The organism is Vibrio spartinae, from assembly GCF_024347135.1.
Taxonomy (GTDB): Bacteria; Pseudomonadota; Gammaproteobacteria; order Enterobacterales; family Vibrionaceae; genus Vibrio; species Vibrio spartinae.
Genome location: NZ_AP024908.1, coordinates 676,109 through 701,986, shown reverse-complemented (window position 1 = coordinate 701,986; position 25,878 = coordinate 676,109). Strand labels below are relative to the sequence as shown.

22 protein-coding genes and 1 CRISPR repeat array are annotated in these 25,878 nt (G+C 44.8%); of the genes, 13 read left to right on the top strand and 9 right to left on the bottom strand.

The window, feature by feature from the left end; translation table 11 throughout:
• The first annotated feature begins 79 nt into the window (after window positions 1-79).
• Both OCU60_RS20880 and OCU60_RS20875 read left to right on the top strand, forming a co-directional pair.
• The gene (locus tag OCU60_RS20880; RefSeq protein ID WP_074371073.1) at window positions 80-502 is read left to right on the top strand and encodes an NUDIX hydrolase; all 423 of its coding nucleotides are present in this window, start codon (window positions 80-82) and stop codon (window positions 500-502) included.
• 406 nt (window positions 503-908) lie between these two features.
• Window positions 909-2,477, top strand: coding sequence for an ATP-binding cassette domain-containing protein (locus OCU60_RS20875; RefSeq protein ID WP_074371072.1), 1,569 nt, complete (start codon window positions 909-911; stop codon window positions 2,475-2,477).
• A 135-nt stretch (window positions 2,478-2,612) separates the two neighbouring features.
• On the opposite strand, the gene OCU60_RS20870 is transcribed toward OCU60_RS20875, so the two are convergent.
• On the bottom strand, window positions 2,613-3,200 hold the full coding sequence (locus OCU60_RS20870) for an FMN-dependent NADH-azoreductase (RefSeq protein WP_074371071.1): 588 nt from the start codon (window positions 3,198-3,200) through the stop codon (window positions 2,613-2,615).
• Window positions 3,201-3,425: 225 nt separating this feature from the next.
• Window positions 3,426-4,730, bottom strand: coding sequence for a methyl-accepting chemotaxis protein (locus OCU60_RS22980; RefSeq protein ID WP_074371070.1), 1,305 nt, complete (start codon window positions 4,728-4,730; stop codon window positions 3,426-3,428).
• 558 nt (window positions 4,731-5,288) lie between these two features.
• Here OCU60_RS22980 and OCU60_RS20855 point away from each other — a divergent pair.
• Window positions 5,289-6,062, top strand: coding sequence for an EAL domain-containing protein (locus OCU60_RS20855; protein ID WP_074371069.1), 774 nt, complete (start codon window positions 5,289-5,291; stop codon window positions 6,060-6,062).
• 75 nt (window positions 6,063-6,137) lie between these two features.
• On the opposite strand, the gene OCU60_RS20850 is transcribed toward OCU60_RS20855, so the two are convergent.
• Window positions 6,138-6,578 (bottom strand): DUF3069 domain-containing protein, encoded by a 441-nt coding sequence (locus OCU60_RS20850; protein WP_074371068.1) that lies wholly within the window; start codon window positions 6,576-6,578, stop codon window positions 6,138-6,140.
• 267 nt (window positions 6,579-6,845) lie between these two features.
• Here OCU60_RS20850 and OCU60_RS20845 point away from each other — a divergent pair, with 267 nt between their 5' ends.
• Window positions 6,846-7,169: a hypothetical protein gene (locus tag OCU60_RS20845; protein WP_074371067.1), complete on the top strand. Its 324-nt coding sequence runs from the start codon at window positions 6,846-6,848 to the stop codon at window positions 7,167-7,169.
• Between the two features lie 228 nt (window positions 7,170-7,397).
• Here the strand turns inward: OCU60_RS20845 and OCU60_RS20840 are convergent, their stop codons facing one another.
• On the bottom strand, window positions 7,398-8,390 hold the full coding sequence (locus tag OCU60_RS20840) for an arabinan endo-1,5-alpha-L-arabinosidase (protein ID WP_074371066.1): 993 nt from the start codon (window positions 8,388-8,390) through the stop codon (window positions 7,398-7,400).
• 281 nt (window positions 8,391-8,671) lie between these two features.
• Window positions 8,672-9,066: direct repeats of the CRISPR family, unit length 29 nt; unit sequence GTGTTCCCCGTATGCACGGGGATGAACCG.
• A gap of 164 nt (window positions 9,067-9,230) precedes the next feature.
• On the opposite strand from OCU60_RS20840, the gene OCU60_RS20835 reads away from it, so the two are divergent.
• The 8 genes from OCU60_RS20835 to cas2e all read left to right on the top strand — a co-directional run bounded on the left by OCU60_RS20835 (window position 9,231) and on the right by cas2e (window position 17,982).
• Window positions 9,231-11,954: a CRISPR-associated helicase/endonuclease Cas3 gene (locus OCU60_RS20835; protein WP_074371065.1), complete on the top strand. Its 2,724-nt coding sequence runs from the start codon at window positions 9,231-9,233 to the stop codon at window positions 11,952-11,954.
• Window positions 11,951-13,549 (top strand): type I-E CRISPR-associated protein Cse1/CasA, encoded by a 1,599-nt coding sequence (gene casA / locus OCU60_RS20830; protein ID WP_074371064.1) that lies wholly within the window; start codon window positions 11,951-11,953, stop codon window positions 13,547-13,549. Before OCU60_RS20835 ends, casA begins: the two co-directional genes overlap by 4 nt.
• Window positions 13,549-14,139, top strand: a complete 591-nt coding sequence (casB, locus tag OCU60_RS20825) for a type I-E CRISPR-associated protein Cse2/CasB (protein ID WP_074371063.1) — start codon at window positions 13,549-13,551, stop codon at window positions 14,137-14,139. The genes casA and casB overlap by 1 nt, the downstream gene beginning before the upstream one ends.
• A gap of 96 nt (window positions 14,140-14,235) precedes the next feature.
• Window positions 14,236-15,270 (top strand): type I-E CRISPR-associated protein Cas7/Cse4/CasC, encoded by a 1,035-nt coding sequence (gene cas7e, locus OCU60_RS20820; RefSeq protein WP_074371062.1) that lies wholly within the window; start codon window positions 14,236-14,238, stop codon window positions 15,268-15,270.
• A gap of 9 nt (window positions 15,271-15,279) precedes the next feature.
• On the top strand, window positions 15,280-16,068 hold the full coding sequence (cas5e, locus tag OCU60_RS20815; RefSeq protein ID WP_074371061.1) for a type I-E CRISPR-associated protein Cas5/CasD: 789 nt from the start codon (window positions 15,280-15,282) through the stop codon (window positions 16,066-16,068).
• A gap of 2 nt (window positions 16,069-16,070) precedes the next feature.
• A complete protein-coding gene (cas6e, locus tag OCU60_RS20810) occupies window positions 16,071-16,763 on the top strand; it encodes a type I-E CRISPR-associated protein Cas6/Cse3/CasE (protein WP_228449088.1) in 693 nt (230 codons plus the stop codon).
• The gene (gene cas1e / locus OCU60_RS20805) at window positions 16,763-17,683 is read left to right on the top strand and encodes a type I-E CRISPR-associated endonuclease Cas1e (protein ID WP_074371060.1); all 921 of its coding nucleotides are present in this window, start codon (window positions 16,763-16,765) and stop codon (window positions 17,681-17,683) included. Before cas6e ends, cas1e begins: the two co-directional genes overlap by 1 nt.
• A gap of 8 nt (window positions 17,684-17,691) precedes the next feature.
• Complete coding sequence (gene cas2e, locus OCU60_RS20800) at window positions 17,692-17,982, top strand: type I-E CRISPR-associated endoribonuclease Cas2e (protein ID WP_370738653.1); 291 nt, start codon at window positions 17,692-17,694, stop codon at window positions 17,980-17,982.
• A 391-nt stretch (window positions 17,983-18,373) separates the two neighbouring features.
• On the opposite strand, the gene OCU60_RS20795 is transcribed toward cas2e, so the two are convergent.
• Entirely contained in the window at window positions 18,374-19,912 is a 1,539-nt protein-coding gene (locus OCU60_RS20795; RefSeq protein ID WP_074371058.1) for a bifunctional GNAT family N-acetyltransferase/carbon-nitrogen hydrolase family protein, read from the bottom strand.
• A 537-nt stretch (window positions 19,913-20,449) separates the two neighbouring features.
• On the opposite strand from OCU60_RS20795, the gene OCU60_RS20790 reads away from it, so the two are divergent.
• Entirely contained in the window at window positions 20,450-20,797 is a 348-nt protein-coding gene (locus OCU60_RS20790) for a hypothetical protein (RefSeq protein ID WP_228449089.1), read from the top strand.
• A 166-nt stretch (window positions 20,798-20,963) separates the two neighbouring features.
• Here the strand turns inward: OCU60_RS20790 and dbpA are convergent, their stop codons facing one another.
• The 4 genes from dbpA to OCU60_RS20770 form a co-directional block, all read right to left on the bottom strand.
• Window positions 20,964-22,349 (bottom strand): ATP-dependent RNA helicase DbpA, encoded by a 1,386-nt coding sequence (gene dbpA / locus OCU60_RS20785; protein WP_074371057.1) that lies wholly within the window; start codon window positions 22,347-22,349, stop codon window positions 20,964-20,966.
• 89 nt (window positions 22,350-22,438) lie between these two features.
• On the bottom strand, window positions 22,439-23,629 hold the full coding sequence (locus tag OCU60_RS20780; RefSeq protein ID WP_074371056.1) for a DEAD/DEAH box helicase: 1,191 nt from the start codon (window positions 23,627-23,629) through the stop codon (window positions 22,439-22,441).
• Window positions 23,630-23,781: 152 nt separating this feature from the next.
• Window positions 23,782-24,453: a hypothetical protein gene (locus OCU60_RS20775; protein ID WP_074371055.1), complete on the bottom strand. Its 672-nt coding sequence runs from the start codon at window positions 24,451-24,453 to the stop codon at window positions 23,782-23,784.
• 606 nt (window positions 24,454-25,059) lie between these two features.
• Complete coding sequence (locus OCU60_RS20770) at window positions 25,060-25,539, bottom strand: AAA family ATPase (protein WP_074371054.1); 480 nt, start codon at window positions 25,537-25,539, stop codon at window positions 25,060-25,062.
• Window positions 25,540-25,878 lie beyond the last annotated feature (339 nt).

Here is a 25,878-nt window from a genome sequence, read left to right as displayed (position 1 = left end):
AGTTCAAACATTGATTGTATGTGATGGATTGAATAGGATTTGATAGACGTTTCCCTGTGATTTGAAGTGAGAGTCCCTTATGCGACATATCCGAGCTAAAGTAGTCTGCCTGTTCCGGCATCAGCATCGAATTCTACTCACCGAAGGGAATGACCTGATTAAAGATGAAAAATATGTCATTCCAGTCGGGGGTGGGATTGAATTTGGTGAGAAGTCTACAGATGCAGTTCGCAGAGAAACCTTCGAAGAAATCGGGGCAGAAATCGATAATCTGAGGCTGCTGGGGATCTGTGAGAATATGTTTACATCCAGTAGCGCCGCGGGACATGAAATTGTGTTTGTCTACGAGGCAGAATTCAAAGACAAATCGTTTTATCAACGGGAGAACATTCCCGGGATTGAAGCGGACGGAGAGGGGATTATTGTCCGTTGGTTTGATGAGGATGATATTTTGAACGGCAGCCTCCCGTTTTATCCTGATGGCATCATTGACATGCTATAGCTGCGGCATTTCTAGCAAAGTATTGATCACTAGGGGCACTGATACCTGTTCAAACTCGCGACTGAGCCAAAGAAGGGGCCCCGTTCAGCCCCACCTCCCCGTCAAACGTTATTTGCAGGCTTGCTTTGTCAGTATGGTGGGCCTTGACTGAATGCGTGTGAATCAAGTAATCTTTGTCCATCACTTCTTTAGGAGATTACGCCAATATGAATCACTAAACCTGTCATCCATTTCTCATTTTATTTTTTTGGATTTACAGGGTTAGTAGGCGTAGCTCACTTTCCGATATTTCTCTGCAATTATGTTTTGACACTTGAACACTTGAATAAGTGTGTGTATTTGCATGGATTTCATCTCTCATACTGACTTGCTACGGCTATTGTCCCTGTCACACAGGAGACAAACGATGCCGATATTACAGGTTCACAACATTAGCCAGACATTTGATAACGGCGAGGTGCTGTTTCAACAATTATCATGCTCAATGACGAGAAATAGAGTTGGGTTGGTTGGTCATAATGGTGTTGGCAAATCGATATTCGCTGCGATTTTAAGTGGTGAACAAAAGCCATCGAGCGGAACGGTCATCTTTCCTAAGTCATGTGCGGTATATCGTCAGCAACCATCACACTTGTTATCTGGTAAGCTTTCCATCGCGCAATTTTTGGGTAAGGACGACGTACTGAAAGCGTTGAAGCAGGTTGAATCAGGGGATTGTTCAGCCTATTGGTTCGATGTGATCGGGGAGCAATGGGATTTCTCCATGCGACTCACTCAGCAACTCGAAGAGATGGGGCTCCCCTTAGATCCCGATTTTCCCTGTGCTCAGCTGAGCGGTGGACAATTGGCCCGGTTGCAACTGTGGCAGTTGTTTGAAAGTGGCGTTGAATTACTGATTCTCGATGAGCCTTCCAACCATCTTGACGCTCATGCAAAGCAGTGGTTGATCGAATCAATACAGGCTTTCAAAGGCGCGATTTTACTGATCAGCCATGACCGATTGTTATTGCGTGAAATGAACGAAATCTGGCAGCTTTCAGGACTGGGATTACAAGTGTTTGGCGGAAATTACGATGCTTACATTCAACAAATGCGTACCGAGCAGCAAGCCGTCGCACGACAACTCGTGAGTGTGGGTAAGCAGCAGAAAAAGTTGGCAGCGCAAGCTCAGCGTAATCAAGAAAAGGCTGCTCAAAGAGCGGCTAAAGGCGATAAGTTGCGTAAAGCCGGTGGTCAGTCCAAACTCTTACTTGATTACAAAAAAGATACCGCAACAGCTCGTGCATCGAACCGCCATAAAAATGAACAACTTCGTCAAGCTCATTTAAACGAAAAAGAACAAGTGTTGAGAGCGAGGAAAGAACAAGTAACACGCCAAAAGCTCTATCTGTCTGATAACACAAGCCGATTGCATCAAGTCGTTTCGATTCTGGCGGGGGTATTGCCTTTTGGTCGTGGTCAACCGATCACCCTTCAGGTATATGCTGATGATAAGATTCATCTGACGGGCAAAAACGGTTGCGGCAAGTCAACCTTGTTGAAAACATTGCTAGGAGAGCTGGCACTTCAACAAGGGGAACTGCATTTGAATACATCATTGTATTATCTTGAGCAGCATTTTGGTGCAATTGAGCCCGGGTTGTCGATGCTGGATAATTTGATACAACAGTGTGAAGGCATGCAAGAGAGCGATGCCAGAACACTGCTAGCGGGGATTGGATTTCGTCGTGATCGTGTATTTCGTCTTGGCGCCGTGCTTAGCGGGGGAGAAAAAATGAAATTAGCAATGCTGATCGTCAGTCATCAACCCGAACAACCGTTGTTACTTCTCGATGAGCCGGACAATCACCTCGATCTCGATTCTAAAATCATGCTTGCGCAGGCGCTGCGAAATTATCGTGGGGGGTTCATTTTGGTTAGCCATGATGATGACTTTGCTAATGAATCAGGGATTCAGAAACAAGTGACTTTATAAATTTATCAAGTCACTCATCCATTATATATGCCAGTAGCACATCGATGGGGGAGGGCTGCGTTTCATCGCCGAGATGAATGCACAAAACAGCGCAAATTGCGCTGTTTTGTGCTTAACCAATGACGGCTTGGAAAATTAAACCGCAATGGCTTTCAATTGGTCTTTTGCGGCTGCGATCCCTTGTGCAGCAGACTCTTCACCCATGTTCAGTGCTTCAGCATATGCAAATTCAACATCAGTCAGACCAAGGAAACCCAGAATTGTTTTGAGGTATGGTGTGACGTTGTCAGTCGCACTACCCTGATGAATCCCGCCACGAGTGGTGATCACCACAACTTTTTTATTCTCAAGCAACCCTTGTAAACCGGTTTCCGTATATTGGAACGTCACACCAGCACGAGCAATCAGATCGAACCAGTTTTTCAATTGAGTCGGGATAGTGAAGTTATACATTGGCGCAGCAATAACAATCTTATCGGCCGCTTTAATTTCAGCAATCAGTTGGTCAGAAAGATTGACAACGGCTTGTTGTTCATCGCTCAGGTCTTCAGTGGCACGTAGTGCTGTGGCAACTGAGAAATCGAGTACAGGAAGCGGATTCACCGCTAGATCACGGAGCGTTACCTGTGCACCGTTGAATTTTTCCAGATACGCATCAAGCAGTTTACTGGATTGAGAATATTCACCAAGAATACTAGATTTCAGAGCAAGAACATGAGACATAATAAATTCCTTGTTTAGTTGGGAACATGTGAACTGTAAACAGGAAAATATTTTAGTGACGCAGACTAGAATAAAGAAGTAGGAATATTCGCTTAACCTATTCGAAAATATTGAATTGATACGTGGTACAGCCGAAGAGATGGATTGCAGCCCACAAGTGAGTCACCTCGTTGAACGAGGTGACCGTGAACACAATCGCCGGGTTGTTCGGATATTGCCGTGGGTTTAAAGGTTTTCGTTTAAGTCACTGACCGAGCGGGAAATATTCTCTGCACCCAGATAAATTTCATCGATTACGGTTGCGACCTGAGATATTTTATCCATACCTTCATCAGCAATCTGATTGACTTCAGACATCGCCGAAGCTGCCGAAAGCATCAGTTGATGGGTCTCATTGACGACTTTGGCGATTTCTTCCGTGGACTGAGCCGTCCGAGACGCAAGTTTGCGAACTTCATCAGCAACCACTGCAAATCCTCGTCCTTGCTCACCGGCACGAGCAGCCTCTATCGCAGCATTCAATGCGAGAAGGTTGGTTTGTTCGGCAATGCCCCGGATCGTATCGACAATTTCCTCGATATTTTTGGATTTATCATTCAGTGATTGAATTTTTTCTGAAGTTTCCTGAACCTGACTGGTGATTTTTTTAGAGACTTCGACCGCTTCATCAAGTTGACCCGCGCCTTGTTTTGCGATTTGGGATGTTTCCACGGCAGTACTGAAAGCTAACTCAGTAGACTCGGCAATCGCAATATTACGTTTTTCTTGCTGGGTTATATCAGATGCAAACTTAATGACTTTCGTCACTTTACCATTCGCATCAAGAATTGGATTGTATGTCGCTTCCAACCAGATATGCTCTCCATGACGCGAAATCCGGAGAAATTTACCGGATTTAAACAGGCCTTGCCCTAATTCTTGCCAGAAGTTGGGATTATTGCGGATAAAAGCCTCATCACAGAATATTCGGTGATGTTTGCCTTTAAGTTGCTCTTGGGAATAACCCATCGTCTGCATGAAATTTTTATTCGCGCTGATAATCTGTCCGTCAGGCTCAAACTCAATAATTGCCAGCGAGCGGTTCAAAGCGTCGAGAATACTTTCTCTGGACTGATTTTGCTCATATTTATCCGTGACATCGTTGGCGATTTTCATAATCCGAACTACTTTATTGTCGATGACGATCGGAAAGTAGGTAGCCTCTAACCAGACACACTGACCACTTTTACTTTTGCGTTTGAATGTACCTTGTTGTGACTGACCGGCAGTCAGATTTTTCCAGAATAGAGTATATTCTTGACTGCGACGATAGTCATCGAAACAGAGCATGGAATGGTGTTTGCCAAGGACTTCTTCTCGTTTGTAGCCTAACGTATCCAGAAAGATGTCATTGATATTTATCAATTTGCCATCATTATCAAATTCAACCACAGCAACATGTTTTTCGATTGATGTTGTTGTGCCTTGCAGTGTATGTAATTGTTGTTGTGTTTTTTGTAAGTCTGATTTTAGTTGTCGGCTCAAAAACATGAGAAAATCCTTAATAATCATGGATTAAAAAATATAGCAAAGGTATCAATTACTCAATATTTTCACTGATATGAATAATTATAGAAGCTTATGCGCGAAAGTATGTTTATAAATGAAAAATTATATATTCAATGTGAAATAAATATCATTTTACTGTATTTGAAATGCAGATGTCATCCAAGCACAAACCTTTGAAAAGCATGACATAGATGACAGAATAGCAGCATAGACAGAAACTTGGGAACGTTATATTTTTGAATAATATCAAAAATATAGATTAGTGATTCGCATCCGATTTAATCATCCTTTATATTTGAGCACTAGGGATTCGTTCTTCATTCTATCACTAATGATATGTTGACCTCGCCAAGATACTGACGATTAGGTAACATTCAAATCACATTCTCATGAAACAGGTAAACTGATTGATCATAAAATATATGCATATATGATGCTTATCAGATAGTTAATGAGGTTGTATAAACAAAGGGACTTGTGTCAGTGATAAGAGCAGGTTAGGGTTAGAATGAGAATATTTTTTGACGCAGGCGATAATTGATGAAAACAAAGTCCTCAGAACATCTGCTGCACTGCTGTTCATCTCATCGTGAAGGACAACGCATGGGACACTTTTTAACGGCATTTCAACCGATTGTGGATTGTCAGGAAAATGTAATAGTTGGCTATGAAGCACTGGTTCGGGGTCAGAATGATGAAGACGCCGATACTATCATTGCTTCGGTAAAAAAAGACAGCCGTTACGCATTTGATCAGATGTGCCGGGTCAGGGCGATCGAAAATGCATCACGTCTTGGCTTGGATCTGCTCTTGAGTATTAATTTTCTACCGAATGCAATCTTGCATCCTGAGCAATGTTTACAAGCAACGCTGGAAGTGGCGGAGCGATTTAAATTTCCGACCGAGAATATCATTTTTGAGTTTACCGAAGTTGAAGCGATTGAAGATATTACCGGGATGCTTGAAATTATCCGAACATACCAGAACTTGGGGTTTAAAACGGCGATTGATGATTTTGGCTCCGGATACTCGGGACTCGGGTTACTTGCTGATCTGCAAACTGATATCGTTAAGCTAGATATGTCTCTGATTCGGCACATCCATCAAGATCCGGTTCGTCAGTGTATTTTGAAGCATTCGTTGAATATGATGAATGAGCTGAACATTGATGTCATCGCAGAAGGGATTGAATCGAAAGAAGAAATGCTTTGGTTGAAGCGTGCAGGCATCCGATTTATGCAAGGTTTTTATTTTGCAGAGCCAGAAATCAATCGACTCCCGTTAGTTGATTCTCAGGTTTTTGTTTGTGAATAAAAGCTTACCCAAGAGACGGCAGGGCAATATTTTACAATGACCTGCCGTTTGATCGAAGTCGCTTTAATCGATGGTTTAATTCGATTGGAAGACTTCGATAAATTCACGCTTCAGAATTGGATCCCGACGCGCTTTTTTCAGTTGTTTCACCATATCTTTCACACAGTTGAATAACACTTGATCCAGCATTTGTGCCCGATAATCTTCTTTGGCTTGATCATCCATCGAAGCCGGTAAGTCCATCTCTGCAATTCCTTCCATCGTTTCAATACCGGCAAAAGCCTGACTCACCGATATCAGCGCATGAAATTGTTCAAAATTATCTAAAATATTTTGCGCACTAGCCGGCAGACTATTCCATGCCTCTCTGACGGCTTCTTCCGAGACTTCATGGATCGAAGCAATCATGGTAAACATTTCCTGAGGCACATCATCAAATAAAATGACCTGACGTAATTCAGGAGAGAGTTCGTCAAGCTGAACCTGAGGTTCTTGGGATTGTGTCGTATCAGACATAAAAGGCACTCATCGGGTTAAAACCCCCATGCTAAAAGGAAGTTTTTTCTTGTCAATTCATTCTGTATGCAGAATGAGACAGTTGTCAGTATTCTGAGCAGATTGGAGAGATTATCGCTTTATTTTTGGGCAGATATTCTTGTAAGGACAGACACTTTAATATTTTTGTAAGGACAGACTCAGTCAGTTTATAGGGCGCGTGATATTATGGATGTCACTATCTCATTATCCATACAACATAAATTTGATAATAAGGAAACATGTTACATGTATAAGAAAATCCTAATGATTAGTTCTCTGTTTTTGAGTGTTTCTGTGAATGCCGCTAATTATTCTCAAGATACGGGGACGGTGAGTAAAGTGTATGTCAGTCCTTCAGGCGCAATTGCCTTGCTATTACATGAAGGTTATCCCAATGCCGTGAGTTCTGGTCAATGTGCCGGTAGTAACGGTTGGGCTGGCGTGTCTAATGCAGATGGCGCGTTTAAGTCGGTCATTCTGGCAGCAAAAACAGCAGGACAAAAACTCACAGTGGTAATTAATGGATGTGAAGGTGGATGGTTTAAGATACAGGATCTGTATTGGCAATAATGGTCTTTCAAGAACGGCCTTTCAAGGACAGACACTTCAAGTGCTCTAGTGTTGAAACTTAAGTCATTCATTACACGGTTATAAATTAGTCCGAGAACGACAGGCTCAGATCAGCACTGATCTGAGCCTGTCGGATGGTTAAGCTTTACAGACGAGGAAGGGAGCCCACCAGTCGTATTTTTTCGGTACCAAAGATGTCTGTCCCCACACTGCTTTATCGGCGTGGTGTTATTCAATCAGTTCAGTGGTATTGGTATTGAGGTCGTCAGGATTGACGACTGGCCAGCCGTTCTCCCAGTTAACTTTCAGAATACGCAGCTTTTGTACGCCATCATCTGCGGTTTCATAAGCATGAAGCACCATGTAGTCCTGATGATCGAATGTATAGACAGCATTGTGGCCAAGTGCTGCCCAGTCCTGATTGCCTTCAATAACCAGAGACCCGCCACCGTTTAGCATTGAGACACCCTGCTTATCGTAATAGGGCCCCTGGACATTCTGGCTTCGTCCGACCATCACTTTATAAGTGCTGTTCACACCGCGGCAGCAAAAATCAAATGAGACAAATAAATAGTAGTAACCATCTTTTTTAAAGATAAAGGGCGCCTCAACCGGGTTATCGGTAACTCCCGGACGGGCTGCGATATCAAACCATTCTTGCGGCTGCGCGAGGGTTTTCATATCTGAGTTAAGCTTGACCAGTTTCAGACCACTCCAGAATGATCCAAAACTCATCCAAGTATTGCCATTGTCATCTTCGACGATGGCCGGATCGATAGCATTCCAGTTATCGCGCTCTGGAACCGATTGGATCACGATCCCCTGATCTTGCCACTGATAATCGGGTGAATCTGGGTTGAGTGTCGTATTGACCGTGACACCGACGGCGGAGGTATTTTTACCGAATGCTGAAACAGAATAATACAGATAAAACTTACCATTTTTCTTGTAGATCTCGGGTGCCCAGAGATGGCCATTAAATTCCGGGGCGACCGACTTTGCCCACTCGGGCTCGCTGCTGAAGACTCGGTCAGCATATTTCCAGTGCACTTTGTCTGTGGATGAGTACATGGTGATGCCCGGTCCGGTACTGAATACATAGTAGGTCCCGTTTTCGCGTGCCAGCACTGGGTCATGTACTTCGACTTGTGCAGCATATGTATTCGACAATATTCCCAAGCCAAGTAGTAGTGACATGGACGCCTGGATTATTCTTCTCATGGTGTTCCTTTTGAGTTAGTCATTGGAATCATTAATATTATATGAAGAAAGTTTTATATTTATTGAGGTCCGTCTAGTTATAAGGACAGACACTTTAAGTTGCAGCCTCAGCGGCTTATTTGAACGAAGTGAAACATTGGCAAAACCAAATTTTGAGCGTACCCAACCCACGATAGTTTCTTTATCTCCGGTCTCATCGATTTACCTCGAAACTGGCGAAAAATGTTGGTAGATTGTTAATGCTGAAATTTGTATTTATAAATCAAATGACTACAATTAGAGTGTTCCCCGTATGCACGGGGATGAACCGAAATTGAAGCCATTCAGTCAGTCATGGATTCGGTGTTCCCCGTATGCACGGGGATGAACCGGCTTATTAGGAACACCTAAATAGGCATCCATAGTGTTCCCCGTATGCACGGGGATGAACCGAGATTATGCACGCGGGTATCGATCATCAATGGGTGTTCCCCGTATGCACGGGGATGAACCGGGACGAGCGTTTACCGCGCTTTTTATAATTTAGTGTTCCCCGTATGCACGGGGATGAACCGCCCATCCAATCCATACCCGATGTAGCAGTTGTGTGTTCCCCGTATGCACGGGGATGAACCGATATTTCCATCATTAGGTTGATGGTTAGCTCCGTGTTCCCCGTATGCACGGGGATCGTGCATTAATCAATGTGAGCATTTTGGTATACCCCATCGTTAGTAATGGATTTGTCATTAATTTTGTAAATAAATTTGAGTGCCTTCTTGGTCTGCAACATTTCCCCCGTATAGACGAATCGGTGTGCTAACTTGATGAAACCAAATTTATTTATGGGATTAACATCTCGTGGAAGAACCAGCCTACTTCTTATACTGGGGCAAGGCACATCAAGCACCACAGCATGGTGGTGATGACTATCATCTTCTACCCTATCACAGCCTTGATGTCGCAGCGGTCGGGCAGCAATTCTTACATCCTGAAAAACCATTAACCTGCGAGCTGGCTGCTTTTCTAAATATCACTCCTAGTCAGCTTAATCGTCTGTTTACTTTTGCGCTTGCTCTGCATGATCTAGGCAAATTTTCCTCAGCTTTTCAGGCGTTATATCAGCCTCCGGAGGCTTTGTGGTTACCAAATTGCCGTCGGACATATGATGGCAGCATGTATCGACATGATCGATTAGGGCTATTTTTTTGGGAAGTATTGAAAGATTCGTTCTATTCAGAGCTTTCCGATTTGACCCAATATTGTGAAAACGAACAAGACCAGCTCGATCAAACTCTGTTGATGATGCTTCATTGTGTCTTCGGTCATCACGGTCAACCCGTTGAAAATGCAGCAATGGTGACAATGAAAAAGTTTACTGAACCGCATAACCTTGATGCTGCTGGCCATTTTGTTCATGACGCTTATCATCTGATACAGCCGGATATACCGTTGGAAAGGTTGATCGATCAAGCATGGGGCAGTCGTCTGGCACAGGTGAGTTGGCAGCTTGCTGGCATCGCTGTGTTGGCGGATTGGATTGGCTCGAATCAAGTGTACTTTCAGTATCAGTGTCAGCCGAAACCTCTTTGTGACTATTGGCATGAGGCACAAGTGGCTGCAACTGAGGCTCTCAAGATGTTTGGTTTATCGCAGAATAGTCGGCCTGCACCGTTTCAGTCTGTAGAGGCTCATTTTCATTTTCAGCCGACACCATTACAACAATGGGCTGAAGAGGTTCCTCTCGATGATGCCCCGCAGTTATTTGTGTTGGAAGATGTGACCGGATCCGGTAAAACAGAAGCCGCTTTAGTGCTGACACATCGCTTAATGTCTGCGAATGCGGCTGATGGCTTTTATTTTGGTCTGCCGACTATGGCAACTTCAAATGCGATGTTCGACAGAATCGCAGATTACTACCAACAGATGTTCGTTGCGGATCAGGACAATATTCCCAGTATTGTTTTGGCACATGCCGCCCGGGAGATGAATGAACGGTTCCAACAAGCAACACTGGAATCAGGCCCGAGAGATACGAATTATGCGGAGATGGACCGGAGTGCAACGGCTCAGTGTAGTCAATGGTTGGCGGATTCACGTAAAAAAGCATTACTGGCCCCCGTTGGTGTAGGAACCATCGATCAGGCACTATTGGCAGTGTTACCGCGTCGTCACCAGTCACTCCGTTTATTGGGTTTGCATCGAAAAGTACTGATTTTTGATGAAATACATACAGCAGATGACTATATGTTTGAGTTACTTGAGGCTCTGCTTCGGTTGCATTTACATCAAGGCGGATCAGCGATTTTACTGACGGCAACACTCTCCCTGAAACAGCGTCAGCGTTTGGCTGATATCTGGCTGAATACCGAATCCGGCCCACATTTACTTCTGAAACAAACACACTTTCCTTTAGCAACCCAGCTTATCTATGGCAATCCGACACCAGTCAGAGAGCAACCTTTAGCCAGTCGTGCAGATGTCAGTCGAGCGGTTCAGGTTGATTTTGTTCATCATGAGCAAGTGTGTATTGAGCGGATCGTGTCTGCTGTGGAACAGGGACAATGTGTGGTATGGGTGAGAAACTCGGTTGATGATGCATTGGCTGGTTATCGGTTGCTCAATACGATACTGGCGAGGCCGGATGACTGTTTGTTGTTCCATAGCCGTTTCATTCTCAATGATCGTCGTCGGATAGAAACACAAGTATTGCAATGGTTCGGTAAGAAAAGTACAGGGTTACATCGACAGGGTAAAGTCTTGATTGCGACTCAGGTCTTTCAGGAAAGTTTAGATGCTGATGCCGATGTGATGATTTCTGATTTATGTCCGATTGATGATCTGATTCAGCGTGCTGGTCGGTTACACCGTCACACTCGGAATGAGAGTGGCTGTTATATGGCTCAGGGGCGCGATCAACGTTCGGCCCCTATTTTATATGTACATGCGCCAGAGTGGGAAGATGAGCCTGCCAAAGACTGGTTGAGCCGAAATTTCCGCAATACAGAATTTGTTTACCGTTCTCCGGGACGTTTATGGCTCGGTCAGCGTATTTTACGCCAGCTCGAAGCGATTCGAATGCCTGAACAGGCTCGTCAATTGATTGAAGCGGTCTATGGTGATACCGCAACAGAAAGCATTCCCACGAGTCTGCAAAGTCAAGAAGAGGCTCTGATGGGAGATGAGTGCGCTAAAGCCAATCGGGCATGGTCTCAGTTGATTGATTTCCGCTACGGCTATCATACGAATAGTTCACAATACTGGACAGAAGATCATCAGGAAATTGGCACCCGTTATAGTGATGTTGAAATGGTCAGTGTTCTTTTACTGAAACAGACTGAAAATGGTCAATTTGTTCCGTGGGTCGATGATGCGCAATTTGCTATCGCTTTGAGTACGGTCAAAGTTGGTAAAAAAAAGTTTGCTGATCATTTAGTGATGCTCAGTGAGGTGCAGACTGATGCCGTCCATCGCGCATATCCGACGACCAAGTATCTACAACTCTGGATGCCAGAAACGGATCCATTGTTTACTTATGATGAAACTGCAGGTTTTTGTGCGCAGCAAAAACAGGAGGTGCGATGAACTTGTTACAACAACCTTGGTTGCCATTTCGAATGCGGGATGGCACCGAGAAAGTATTAGCCCTGGCCAACATTGTTGATCCAGATATTGTGGACTTTGCGCTGCCACGGGCTGATTTTCAGGGGGCTGCTTATCAATTTACGATTGGCGTTCTCCAAACGGTGTTTGCACCACAAGATGCTGCTCAGTGGCGGGCGCGCTTTCAGCAATCGCCACAAATCACCCAGCTACAGACCGCTTTTGAGGGGGCCGCTCACGCATTTAATTTGCTTGGTGATGGTCCGTTATTTATGCAAGACCTTGACCCGTTAGAAGACCAGAAGCCGACGCCTGTGTCTGCTTTGTTGATTGAAGCCCCGGGAGCGAATGGGATACGGCACAACACTGATCATTTTATTAAACGTGGTATTGGTGACGTGATGTCATTGGAGATGGCTGCATTAGCCTTATTTACCATGCAGATCAATGCACCTGCTGGTGGGGTCGGGCATCGGGTTGGTCTTCGAGGCGGTGGGCCGCTGACCACATTAGTGTTACCTGCAAACAGTGACAGTACGTTATGGCAAAAGTTATGGTTGAATGTGATCAACCGAGAAGCGTGGCGCTATGATGAGCCAGATTTTAATGATGGTTGCCTCTTTCCTTGGCTCGCACCAACCCGGGAAAGCCAGAAAAAAGATAGCGCAATCTATCCGAGGGATGTCCATCCTCTGCACATGTTCTGGGCGATGCCGCGTCGTATCCGCTTACTCGTTGATACAGTGACATGCCAATGCCAGATCAGTGGCAGAGAAACCCCATTATCGATAAGTCAGTACCGGACAAAAAATTATGGCGGCAACTACAGCGGGAGCTGGGATCATCCGCTCACGCCTTATAAATGGGATCCGAAAAAACCGGATGAAGAACATCTTTCTATGAAAGGGCAGCCGGGTGGGATCAACTATAAAATTTGGGATGTGCTTACATTTAATAGTTCAGCGCAGGGGATCCGATGCGCTTCAGTCGTGACGCATTATCAGTCTATTGCTCGAAAAGCGAAACTGAATGAACTGCCCCGTTTGTGGGTGTTCGGTTATGACATGGACAATATGAAAGCCCGGGGTTGGTATTCAGTCGCTCTGCCTCTGTTTGAGATTGAACACGACATACAAGACGAAATCGCCAGTGAAGTTCAACGCTTACAAAGTCTTGCGAATGAAGCATTATGGCATACCCGGACTCAAATCAAACAGGCATGGTTCGAACGACCGGGAGATATCAAAGGGGATACCTCTTTTATTGATCTTGCTTTCTGGCAGCGTAGCGAAAATAGCTTTTTTATCGCTGTTGAACAGATGGTTGCTCAGGCACAAGCAGGGGACCAACTTACTCCCGAGCAGGCACAGCAGTGGTTCGAGCAACTTAAGCGTGGCTGTCTGGCGCTGTTCGATGAATATGCATTGTCCGCTGAACTTGTGAACCAGCGTGATATGGCAAAACGGATTAAAGCGCGTCGGATGCTGCTAGGCTGGCTCTATAGCAGTAAAGATAAGAATCCAGTCCGGCGGTTTATCAATGATTATCGAGTGACAACAATACAGGATGCGGTGTAATGGAACAGAGTAAGCCCACGTCTTTCTCCATCCGTCATCATAGCGCAGTCAGACAGACCTTACAGCGTTGGTGGCAAAGCATGGTGTTATCGAAAGATGAACTGAAAAAAATGGATGGTTATCCGGCTCCGAGTGGTGCGAAGGCTCGTTTAAAACGGTGTGATTCGGTTGATAGTGCCATGATGACGGAAGGATTTCGTTTGTTATGGATGGCACTCCCTGAAGCATTGACTGAGCAAGCTAAACCACAGGATATCGAATGCTGGGCCACAATCGCAGCGGCACTGGTTTATATTCCGGCTGAATATAAAACCTTATTCGCGCGTGCTGCAGGAAAAAAAGGGGACAATGATAAATCAGCGGTCAGTGAAATGCGTTTTGCTCAACTTCAAGCGGCCAAAACGCCAGATGAGTTTCTGCGTCGGTTACGTCGGATATTGCAACAAGTCAAAGGCCAAGTCTCCTCATTGGCACTGGCTCAAGATATTGAGCAATGGTTTTTCGAACATCACAGTATGCGTCCTAACAAAGCCGATAAACGTATTGCTGTGCAATGGGCCATGGATTATTACCGCGCTGCCGGACACTAGCGAAAACCTTTGTGAACCGACACGTCATATCACGTTTCAATGTTTTGCACGAATCTCGTGCTGTGAACCTTATTTATCAATGAAGGATTACCAACAATGAGTCAGTTTATTCAGCTTCATCTGTTAACATCTTATGCCCCTTCAAACTTAAATCGTGATGATTTAGGGCGGCCAAAAACTGCGATCATGGGCGGAACCGAGCGTCTTCGAGTGAGCTCTCAAAGTTTAAAACGCCATTGGCGAACCTCTGATCTATTTGAAGAGTCGATGGCCGGACATTTGGGCATTCGGACGAAACGATTTGGTTTGAGCTTATTTGAGGCGCTCATTGAAGCGGGCGTGAAAGAAAAATCAGCACAAAAATGGGCTGCGGACATGTCGGGTCAATATGGTAAGCTTAAAAAAGATTCGCTCGAAATCGAACAGTTGGCCCATATCAGCCCGGCAGAGCAAGATGCCGCACTCTCGCTGGTTGCTGTGCTTGCAGCAGAAGATCGCGCCCCAAGTGCTGAAGAGCTCAAAGCGCTCAAAAACAAACAAACTAGCGTTGATATTGCGTTATTCGGTCGGATGTTAGCGTCTGCTCCTGAATTTAATGTGGAAGCGGCATGTCAGGTCGCCCATGCGATTAGTGTGCATTCGGTGACGGTAGAAGATGACTATTTTACAGCGGTTGATGATTTAAATGACGGAAAAACCGACAGCGGTTCTGCCCATATTGGAGAAGCTGGCTTTGCTGCTGCACTATTCTATAGCTACATCTGCATTAACAAAACACAATTGATCGAAAGTTTACAAGGCGATGAGGCGTTGGCAAATCAGGCTATTCAGGCGCTCACTGAAGCCGTGGTGAAAGTGTCACCGAGTGGTAAACAGAACAGTTTTGGTTCACGTGCTTATGCGAGTTTTGTTATGGCAGAAAAAGGCAATCAGCAGCCACGCTCGCTTTCTGTCGCCTTCCTCAAGCCAGTTGCGGATGTCGATATGGGAGAAGCCGCAGTGAATGCGCTGGAAACACAAGCTAAGAACTTCGACGCCATTTACGGTGACTGTGCCGACAGTCGTTATCAGATCAATGCATTTACCGGAGAAGGTTCTCTGACACAACTTCAGCAATTTGTCGCTGAATAAGGAGAGATGATGAGATCTTATCTCGTATTTCGTCTTTATGGCCCGATGGTTAGCTGGGGATTACCAGCGGTCGGTGGGGATAGACAGACGGCTGTTGCTCCATCCCGTTCGGCGATTCTGGGGTTGTTGGGTGCGGCATTGGGGATCCGACGGGATGATGAAGCTCAGCTACACGCTTTGCAACAGAGTGTCGAGATAGCGGTAAAGCAGTTGGTACCGGGAAGGCTGATTCGTGATTATCACACCACCCAAATTCCGTCAGCGGATCGGAAGTTTACACACCGGACACGCAAGAGCGAATTGTCTGAATCACATCTGAATACGGTACTTTCCAGCCGAGATTATCGATGTGACGGGATGTGGACGGTTGCGGTGACTTTGACGCCTCAGTCAAATTATACCCTTGCTGAACTAAATTCAGCTTTGAAAACCCCTGTTTTCCCGCTCTATTTAGGCCGAAAGTCCTGCCCACCAGCCGTGCCTTTATCACCACGAATTGTTACTGATTGTTCTCTGAGGACTGCCTTGGACACTGAATTTCATACACTCAGTTGGAGTCAAAAGGGGGATGATTTTTTGCTGCGACACGATGGGTGGATCACTTACTTTTGGGAAAGTAACCCTCAAGCGATTGCACCGGATCACTCTGAGACAGTTTTGACTACGTTTCCGTGGGATGAACCGGAAAACCGGGCTCGTTGGCAGTTTCAGTCACGCACGATGTATCAGCTATCCGTGGCTGAATCTGGTGCAGAGAAAGACAGTGGAGCATCAGCTCCGGCAGATCAGAGGGCATAAACATGCAACTGTATTTATCAAAAATCACGCTGAGCCCTTCTGCCAATTTAGCCAAGATACTCCTCGAACTTGACCATAACGATGCATACGCATCACATCAGCTTTTATGGCGTGAGCTTTTCCATCGTGATGAAAAACGTCAGTTTATCTACCGTCAGGAAGTCAATTCTCATCAACTGCCGTTATTTTACACGCTCTCGAAAACACAGCCGGATCCATACAGTCGTAACTGTCGGGTCGAGAGTAAAATTTTTGCACCACAGCTTCAGGTTGGGCAGCAACTCGCTTACCAATTACGTGTCAATCCAACGATTTGTATCACCAAGGATGGGCACCAACATCGTCATGATGTTGTGATGCACACCAAGCATCAGCTCCAAGGTGAGAAATTGCCACCACCAGTGCTGAAACAGCAGATGGATGAGGCAATTCATCAATGGTTAGGGAATGAAACGCGCTTAACCAGATGGGGGATTGAGCTGGTCACCGTACCTGATATTCAGCGTTATACGCAGCATCGTAGCTATAAGAAAAAACGTCGGGAGAAGCATGAACATCATGTTCGTTTTTCGAGTGTTGATGTTCAGGGGATCCTGAGTGTAACCGATCCAGAGCGATTCTTAAGCCAGTATGCAGAGGGATTTGGCAGGGAGAAAGCTATGGGATGTGGTCTGATGTTGATCAGGAGGACCTAATGTCATTTATTCCCCTTAAACCGATCCCGATGAAAGAACGTAATTCGATGATTTTTATCGCGATGGGGAGAATCGATGTTCGTGACGGGGCGTTTGTCGTCATTGATGAAGTCAATGGGGAACGGATGCATATTCCGGTCGGTTCATTGGCTTGTATTCTGCTCGAACCCGGTACGCGGATTAGTCATGCTGCGGTAAAATTAGCTTCAACCACGGGCACACTATTGATTTGGGTTGGTGAAGCCGGGGTTCGTCTTTACTCCGTCGGCCAACCGGGTGGCGCGCGATCAGACCGTCTGCTTTATCAGGCAAAGTTAGCACTGGATGAAACACTACGCTTAAAAGTGGTGCGTAAGATGTTCGAGCTTCGCTTTAAAGAGCCCCCGCCAGAGCGTCGGAGTGTCGACCAGTTGCGGGGAATCGAAGGGGCTCGGGTACGTAAAACCTACGAGATACTCGCTAAACAGTATGGGGTTGATTGGCAAGGACGCCGCTATGACCCCAAAGATTGGCAAAAAGGAGATATCACCAATCAATGTATCAGTGCGGCAACGGCTTGTTTGTATGGGGTGACTGAAGCCGCAATTTTGGCGGCTGGGTATGCCCCTGCCATTGGTTTTTTACATACCGGTAAGCCTTTATCGTTTGTGTATGACATCGCTGACATTATTAAATTTGATACCGTTGTTCCTGTCGCGTTTAAGGTCGCTTCGTATCGGCCGCTTGAACCCGATAGAAAAGTACGACAGGAATGTCGAGAAGCCTTTCGAAAAAATCAGACCCTCAAAAAACTGATTCCACTGATTGAAGATGTATTGGCTGCTGGAGAAATTGAACCACCAATGCCACCGGAAGATGCCCAACCACCTGCAATTCCTGAACCGGAGTCTTACGGTGATGCCGGACACAGGAGTAAATAGTCGTGAGTATGTTGGTTGTTGTCACGGAGGCTGTCCCGCCACGCTTACGTGGCCGATTGGCCGTGTGGTTGTTGGAAGTGCGAGCTGGTGTGTATGTCGGTGATGTTTCTAGAAGAATACGCGAGATGATTTGGGAGCAAGTGATTCAACTTGCTGAAGAGGGCAATGTGGTGATGGCATGGGCCACCAATACTGAATCTGGTTTTGACTTTCAGACGTATGGAGAAAACCGTCGAGAGCCGATTGATTTTGAGGGGTTGAGACTTGTGAAATTCAAGCCGCTAGAAAGTGAGCTATAAGGGCAGACACTAAGTTATAAGGACAGACACTATAGCGTCCAAGTCCTCGATAGTTTTACCATTTTCGGTTGGATCGATGAACGTTAAAACAGACAAAAAATGTTGGTAGATTGTAAATGTAGAAATTTATATTTATAAATCAATTCACTACAACTAGAGTGTTCCCCGTACACACGGGGATGAACCGAATGTACCCAATAAGCCATTTAGCAACTCACCGTGTTCCCCGTACACACGGGGATGAACCGCGCTGTCTCGCCTCTTCCGCGACTTGCTTCCAGTGTTCCCCGTACACACGGGGATGAACAGGGTTATTGAGTTATAAGGACAGACACTTTAAGTCGGTGGGAAAAGAAAGGAGGGTTATCGGGTTACCCCTCCTTTTTTCTGATTATTTGCCTAGTTTGGGTTGAGTAAAGCCACCGTAAACATCGAGACGGCGGTGACGTAAGTTCGTCACGGATCCTTCGGTATTCAGTTGCTTCAATTTATCTAGATCAACATCGGCGAAGATGATCATCTCTGTGTTCGGACTTGCTTCGGTGATTGTTGCATCGTGTGGGAAGAAGATATCGGATGGTGAAAATACCGCAGATTGTGCGTATTGAATATCGACATTGTCCACACGTGGTAAGTTACCAACACTGCCTCCAATTGCGACATAACACTCATTTTCAATGGCTCTTGCTTGTGAACAGAGACGGACGCGTTGATAGCCATTTTTGGTGTCGGTCCAAAACGGCACAAACATGATTTGTACATCCTTTTCTGCCATCATTCGGCCAAGCTCAGGAAACTCACTATCGTAACAGATGAGGATACCAATCCGTCCCGCATCGGTTTCGAATACCCTTATTTCATTACCACCATCAATGACCCAGTCGCGTTGTTCGTGTGGTGTAATATGGATCTTCAACTGCTCATCAATCATGCCATCTCGTTGAAGCAGATAAGAGACATTGTACAACTTGCCATCCCGTTCTTCAGGCATACTTCCGGCGATAATATTGATGTTGTATGTGATAGCAAGCTCAGAAAAGCGCTGTTTAATCGCGCGACTAAAGGATGCAAGATAGCGAATCGCTTCGACTGAGGTTTGATCTTGCTGAAGCCCCATGAGTGGTGCATTGAAAAACTCAGGGAAGAGCGCAAAGTCGGCTTTATAGTTCGATAATGAGCTAATGAAGAACTCTGATTGCTCAAGTAAATCCTCCAGACTTGTGACTTGACGCATTTGCCATTGCACGATGCCAATACGAACCAGCGTTTTATCAATCTCATGGATGGATGATTGGTCTTCTTCATAAAAGAAGTTATCCCACTCAAGGAGAGTCGCGTAGCCCTGAGACTTATCATCTTCAGGCAGATAGTGGCGCATAATCCGTTTGACATCAAAGTCATTGGCAAGCTGGAAAGAGAGAATTGGGTCATGAATCGTTTTACGCTTAACCTGTTCAATGTATTCAGCGACTTTGAGTTCATCAGAAAGTTTGTGGTAGCCCGTGATCCGGCCACCAGTCAGAATGGCTTTCAGATTTTCACTTTGACACAGTTCTTTGCGCGCATGATATAAACGGCGGCCTAAACGCATACCGCGATAGTCAGGGTGAACGAAGACATCGAGCCCATACATTGCATCACCATGTGGGTTATGCTGAATGACATTTTTTTCATCAACAATGTCGGTGTAAACATGGGGCAGTGAGTAACGGTTGTAATCAACTTTGATCGTGAGCGCTGCGGCAACAATTTTTCCGTTGTCTTCAATACAGATCTGTCCATCTGGAAATTGGCGAATCAGATCCATGATGGTCATTTTTGGCCATGCCCCACCTACGTCGGGAAAGACGAGATCCATGAGTTCTGCGAGCTCATCGTAGTCGCTCTTTTCAATCACACGCAACGTCAGTCGTGGGTTGGACGTTTTCATAAGTACCTCTGGATTTTTGCTATTTGATTATAAACTGGGTTTGCCTAACGTAATATTACGGTGGGAAGTTTGCATTAGTGTAAGTGTACCATATTTAACTTAGTGAAATAGTCGGGTATTGGTTAGGCTTTGGTTATCAATTACTTTACTCATAAAGCGCCTGTTGTGTCCAACAAAGTTATGAGAACAAAAGTTATGGAAGTTATGAGGACAGACACGTTAGCGGGCTCTTCGGGTATTCATAACAGTGATGGAAAGTTGTTGGAATAAAGGCATAGACGCTTTAGCACAATCGTAGCGACATATTGAATTGTTGTAAGGATGATTGCTATGAGAACAGATATGCTATGAGGACAGACGCTTTAGTGTTTTCTTCAGCAGAATTATAAAAATACACTCAATTCTTTAATCTAAATATCAGAATCGTTGAAACATTTTACTAGACTGATACAATTTCTGACTCTTATGATGACACCCAATAATTTTATTTCAGGACTCAGGTGTTATTATTATTTTTAATATTAACTAGGAATATCAATGAAGAATATTTTTCGAATTTTAATTGTGATGGGAATTACTTTGAGTGGAGTCATTCAAGCTGCAGAATATCCGGGAGCATTCAAGATTAGTGCTATTTTTATGTCGGGACCGACGAATTTTCACTTTCGGGTGATTTCAAATAATCCCGGTGCATGGCATTGTCACAATGGCCCTAAAAATCCGTCTTGGTCATATATCAATGAAAATGATCCGGGGAGTAAAGGGATGATGTCCGCTTTAATGGCAGCATATGTGGCGAAGAAAACCGTCAAGGTTGTTACTCAAGGGGTAGATACACCCGCTGGACACATGTGTCATATCATTGAGTTTCAAATTTCTGAATGATCCCAATTACGAATTTTTTGTCCCCATATTAATTGGATGATCATTCTCTTAATATCCCGGTATCAATCCAATGCCGGGATATTTTTCATATGATTCCAGAGGAAAATAAATTCATTGAGATGAATTTACCAGATAAATATTACCTCAATGGTATGGTGATATATCCTCACTTGATGATTCGTGCTCTGAAAGAACGCCCTTTAATTTTGCCATTTTCTAATTTTTTCACTGCTTTTTTGCCGACACTTTTGTGTACAGCCACATAAGCCCGCATATCGAACAGATTAATTTTCCCGACTTGTTTCCCTTCGATGCCTTGCTGACCGGTGAGGGCTCCGAGAATATCGCCGGCACGGACTTTCTGTTTCTTGCCACCGGAAATCTCAATCGTAACCATCTGGGGTTGAAATGGTGAGCGGCTGAGTACGTCGTCAGTCGGTAGCGCAACCGGATCAATCGGTGTGTTCATGTACTCATCGATTTGAGCAACCCGAATGCCTTCGTTGGCGCTAAATAAACTACATGCCATACCTTTGCTGCCCGCTCTGCCTGTCCGCCCGATTCGGTGAACATGGACTTCAGGATCGCGTGACAGACGGTAGTTAATGACCATATCGAGCTGGTCAACGTCCAGACCACGCGCTGCGACGTCGGTTGCAATGAGAATCGACACACTTTTATTGGCAAACTGAACGAGTGATTGATTACGCTCCCGCTGTTCCAGATCACCATGTAAATCGATGACACTGAACCCGTCATGGTAGAGGGTATCCGCGACTTCTTGAACCTCACGTTTGGTATTGCAGAAAATAACCGTCGATTCCGGCTGATGAGCAAGTAGCAGTTTTTTCAGGGCCAGTAAGCGATCATCATCCCCGCCGACTTGATGGAACACCTGATGAATGGAGGTGTCATCATGGGTAGATTCGACTTTGATCCACTCTGGATCCTGCATAATCCGTTGTGCTATCGACTGAATCTGCGCCGGAAACGTGGCACTGAACAACAATGTTTGTCGTTGAGACGGCACGTGGTCAATAATGGCATCCAACGCGTCTTGGAAGCCCATTTCTAGCATCCGGTCTGCTTCGTCCAAGACCAAGGTATTTAATTCTGATAAGTTAATGCGACCTTTCTGTAAATGATCAAGAATCCGTCCGGGAGTGCCAACCAAAATATGCGCGCCGTGAGCGAGAGAGCCGATTTGTGGCCCCATCGGCATGCCACCGCAGAGTGTCAGCACTTTAATATTGTGTATGGTTTTTGCCAGTGAACGGATTTCATTGGCCACTTGATCCGCCAACTCGCGAGTAGGGCACAGGACCAGCGACTGTACGCGAAAGCGGTTCACATTCAGATGATGTAATAAGCTGAGGCCAAATGCTGCGGTTTTACCCGATCCGGTTTTCCCCTGTCCGATAATATCTTTTCCCTGAAGCAGAAAAGGCAGACTTTGCGCTTGAATCGGCGTCATATGTGTATAGCCAAGGGTGTCAAGGCTCTGCAACAGTTCCGGAGATAAAGGCAGAGAAGAAAAAGGTAATTGGCTCACAGGGCATTCCTCATATAAGTTGAAACTAGGTCGCTGATGGTTAATGGTACGGTTGGTTGGGACGTCGAACTAAATATCAGTTGCGCTGTTTAAGGATCCGTCCGTTTATGTTTAGGCACATAGTTCAGAATGGAGATGGGGACCGGTTTTTTCGGTTCGAATCCGGTAACGTCTCTGCGCTCGATTAGGTGACCGAGACGGCTTTCAATCATGCACAAATTTTTAAAATTGTCTTTAGAAACAAAAGAAATCGCTTCACCGGATGCATTGGCTCTTCCGGTCCGGCCGATACGGTGAACATATTCATCCGCAGGGAAAGGCAGATCATAGTTGATGACACGTTGCAGTGAATCAATATCGATGCCTCGTGCTGCTACACCGGTTGCCACCATATATTTGATTTGGCCGTTTTTAAAATTTTCCAGCAACTTGGCTCGGATGTCCTGACTACGACCGCTATGAAAGGCTTCGGCCTGAATGCCTCGTTTTTCCAGTTGAGCCACCAGTTTGGCGGCACCATGTTTGGTTTCAATAAAGATCAGTGCTTGACCCCATTGATTTTCTTGGATCAGATGAGCCAGCAGCGCTGATTTTTTGTCTTTATCAACGGTGATCAGCCACTGTTCGATATTGGGTTTGGAAGCCTGATTTGCTGCAATGGTAATTTCGTGCGGATGATGGACGGCCGTTTTGGCGAGATCGCGGACTTTGTTAGATAATGTCGCAGAGAATAATAAGTGTTGAATATTTTCTGGCAATCGATCAAGAATTTTATTCAGGTCATCGATAAATCCCATATCCAGCATTCGGTCTGCTTCATCGAGGACTAACACTTCGACTTCTTCGAAGTACACTGCCCGTTGATGATACAGATCGAGGAGCCGTCCCGGTGTTGCGACGAGCACATCAACGCCTTCAATCAGGTGTTGTTTTTGTGGTTTCTCATCAACACCGCCATAAACTGCAAGTGATGTCAGGGAGAGATATTTGCCATATTGGGTGATTTTCTCCGCGACCTGCATTGCTAATTCACGAGTCGGGACCAAAATCAAAGCCCGAATGCGTTTTTTACGCTGTGTTTGTCCTTGGGCGAGTTTGTTCAATATCGGGAGGACAAACCCTGCTGTTTTACCGGTACCGGTTTGCGCCGCAGCAATGAGGTCATTTTCCTGTAGAATCACAGGGATAGCCTGACTCTGGATCGTCGTCGGTTGATGATACCCAAGCTCACTAATCGCTTGAATGAGGGGCGTGCTGAGTCCGAGTTTCGCGAATGACATAGTGACCTCTGGTGATTTTGGTGCAGCTGAATGAACAAAACGCGCGATTCTAGCACGAACTTGGGCTTGATGAGAGCTTTATCTATTCGGTGAGAGAGGAAGTTGCCGCTTTATGCATCTGCATCAGTACAAGCGGCATTTTTGGATGGCTTTTAGTGAGCAGAGGTAACGTATTTTAAAGAACAGGTGAATGCCCGATGCTTGGTATATTTTGCATTTTTTATATCGGCTTCAGGCGTACGTTCATTTCTTAAATCAAAATTGAGTTCACTGGTAACAACTGCGACGCTATTTCCCTGATAAGATTGAGAAATTAAATAGTATTTTACAAAATTGAGTTCGTAAGATGTGATTTTTTGTTTCAATATCGTATAGGTAAAAGATTGATTGTTTGCGCAATGAATCCGGGTTTCATTGAGTCGCTCAACTTTGCTTCCCCAACGTTCTTCTGTCGCATTTATCATGCGCTTTAAATTGTCATTTTTAAATCGCAAAAACTGCTTGTCAGTGAGAGGGGGAAGGTGCTTATAACTTACTACTTCAGCAGAGTAAAAGTGACTGTCATAAGGTGTTTTAAATCCGACGAAAGTATCAATTTGGTCAGGTGTATTTTCAGAATGTTCTTTTATTTGCGTGTAGGTCCATTCCCCATGATCTTCTGTAGCGGGGGCTGTGATTGTTAAGTCACCTTGCGGTGAGGTATACGTTAAGCCCTCTAATTTCCCATGCAATATTTTGGGGGCGGGTAATAATCCACCAACTGTTCCACCGGAACATGCAGTGATCAGTGCAGACAATAGAATCATACTTAATTTTTGAAACATAACTTCCCTTACAGCCTGAACATATTAAAGGTGCTGGTACAACAGAGTACAAACGTTTGCAAAGTGCTATCAATCCTAACGCAGATGGGATTTTTACGTGTGCCACATCTTCTTAAATGCTTTGTATAGTATTAATGCACCGCGCTAATAAATTGTTTTGATTGTTTATGTGCGGGTGGCATTTGCGCTATTTTAGTATTCAACTCCTCTCTTATGGATCTATTCATGCTTAGCAATAAATCAACGCACGATGCTGGTTTGGTTGAATCATTGTGTGGAAGGGCGACAATTGGTAAATGATCTCGGTAAATATCCATGGCCTAATTATATTTATTGATGTCCAACTTTATGGACAATGTTCTCGAGGGCTTCACGCCACAGGTATGGTTCAGAACAAAATGACGATAGTTGTCTGGTTTATCAACCAAATGTTATGAGTAATCGATAAAAATGCGGAGCATGTCATGCGCTTGCTGCTAGGCATTACATATGTCCTCGAATAGGCAAATGTATTGATGATGAGCGGATGTCATCAATACATTTGATATGCCCATCGGCTGATGATGATCGATTGATCGGGAGTGAGAAAGAAGTCAGGAAGGTTCGTTACATTGTTGTTTGCACCCAAATCACATTTTCATCTGGATGTGGCACTTCAAACTTGGACCAGAATAAATCCAACATTTCCGGTGTCATTGCGTAAGACTTTCTTTCGCGCTCTGAATTGCGAGCAAGTGCCCGCTGTTTGCAGATATCAAAGCTAACATCCAAGTAGTGAATTTCATGATCCACGCCAATATCAGATGCCCAGTCCCTAAAAGCTTGACGTTTAGCGCCGGTCCAAAGCCCAAAGTCGAAAATGACGGGGGTATCCAGAGAGAAAAGCTGTAATGCTGCATCTTCGAATAGCCCTTTTAGCGTTGACAGGCGATGGTCAAATACATCCCGTTCCATATGTTCGCCATACAGCGGGATCATCCATTCATCCATAGAAAAGCGAAACGCTCCACATTTTTCCGCCAGAGCTTTCGCGTATGTTGTCTTCCCTGAGCCAATAAAGCCACATATAGCATAAATCTTCGTCATAAAATTATGGTTCCACCTTTTTTGAAGTTCATCATCTCTCACTATGGGTAATCGCATACTTCTAAGAAAGTACCTGCAACATTTTACCTCACAGATGTAAATAAAATGACATGATTATACGGATGGGTCATCTGAATTTTCTGTTCGCAAATAGAAATATTAATATGCATTTTAATGCTTATATTAATTTAACGTTGAAAGCAACAACCGGGAATTGATGCTTAGTTGTGTATCCCATTTATGGAAAATATGATTCTATTTTTGGTTTTATTAGTAACCTTGTGGCGAAATCGCATAAAACGTTAGCCAATACTCAACAACTAGCATTAAATGCAGCAA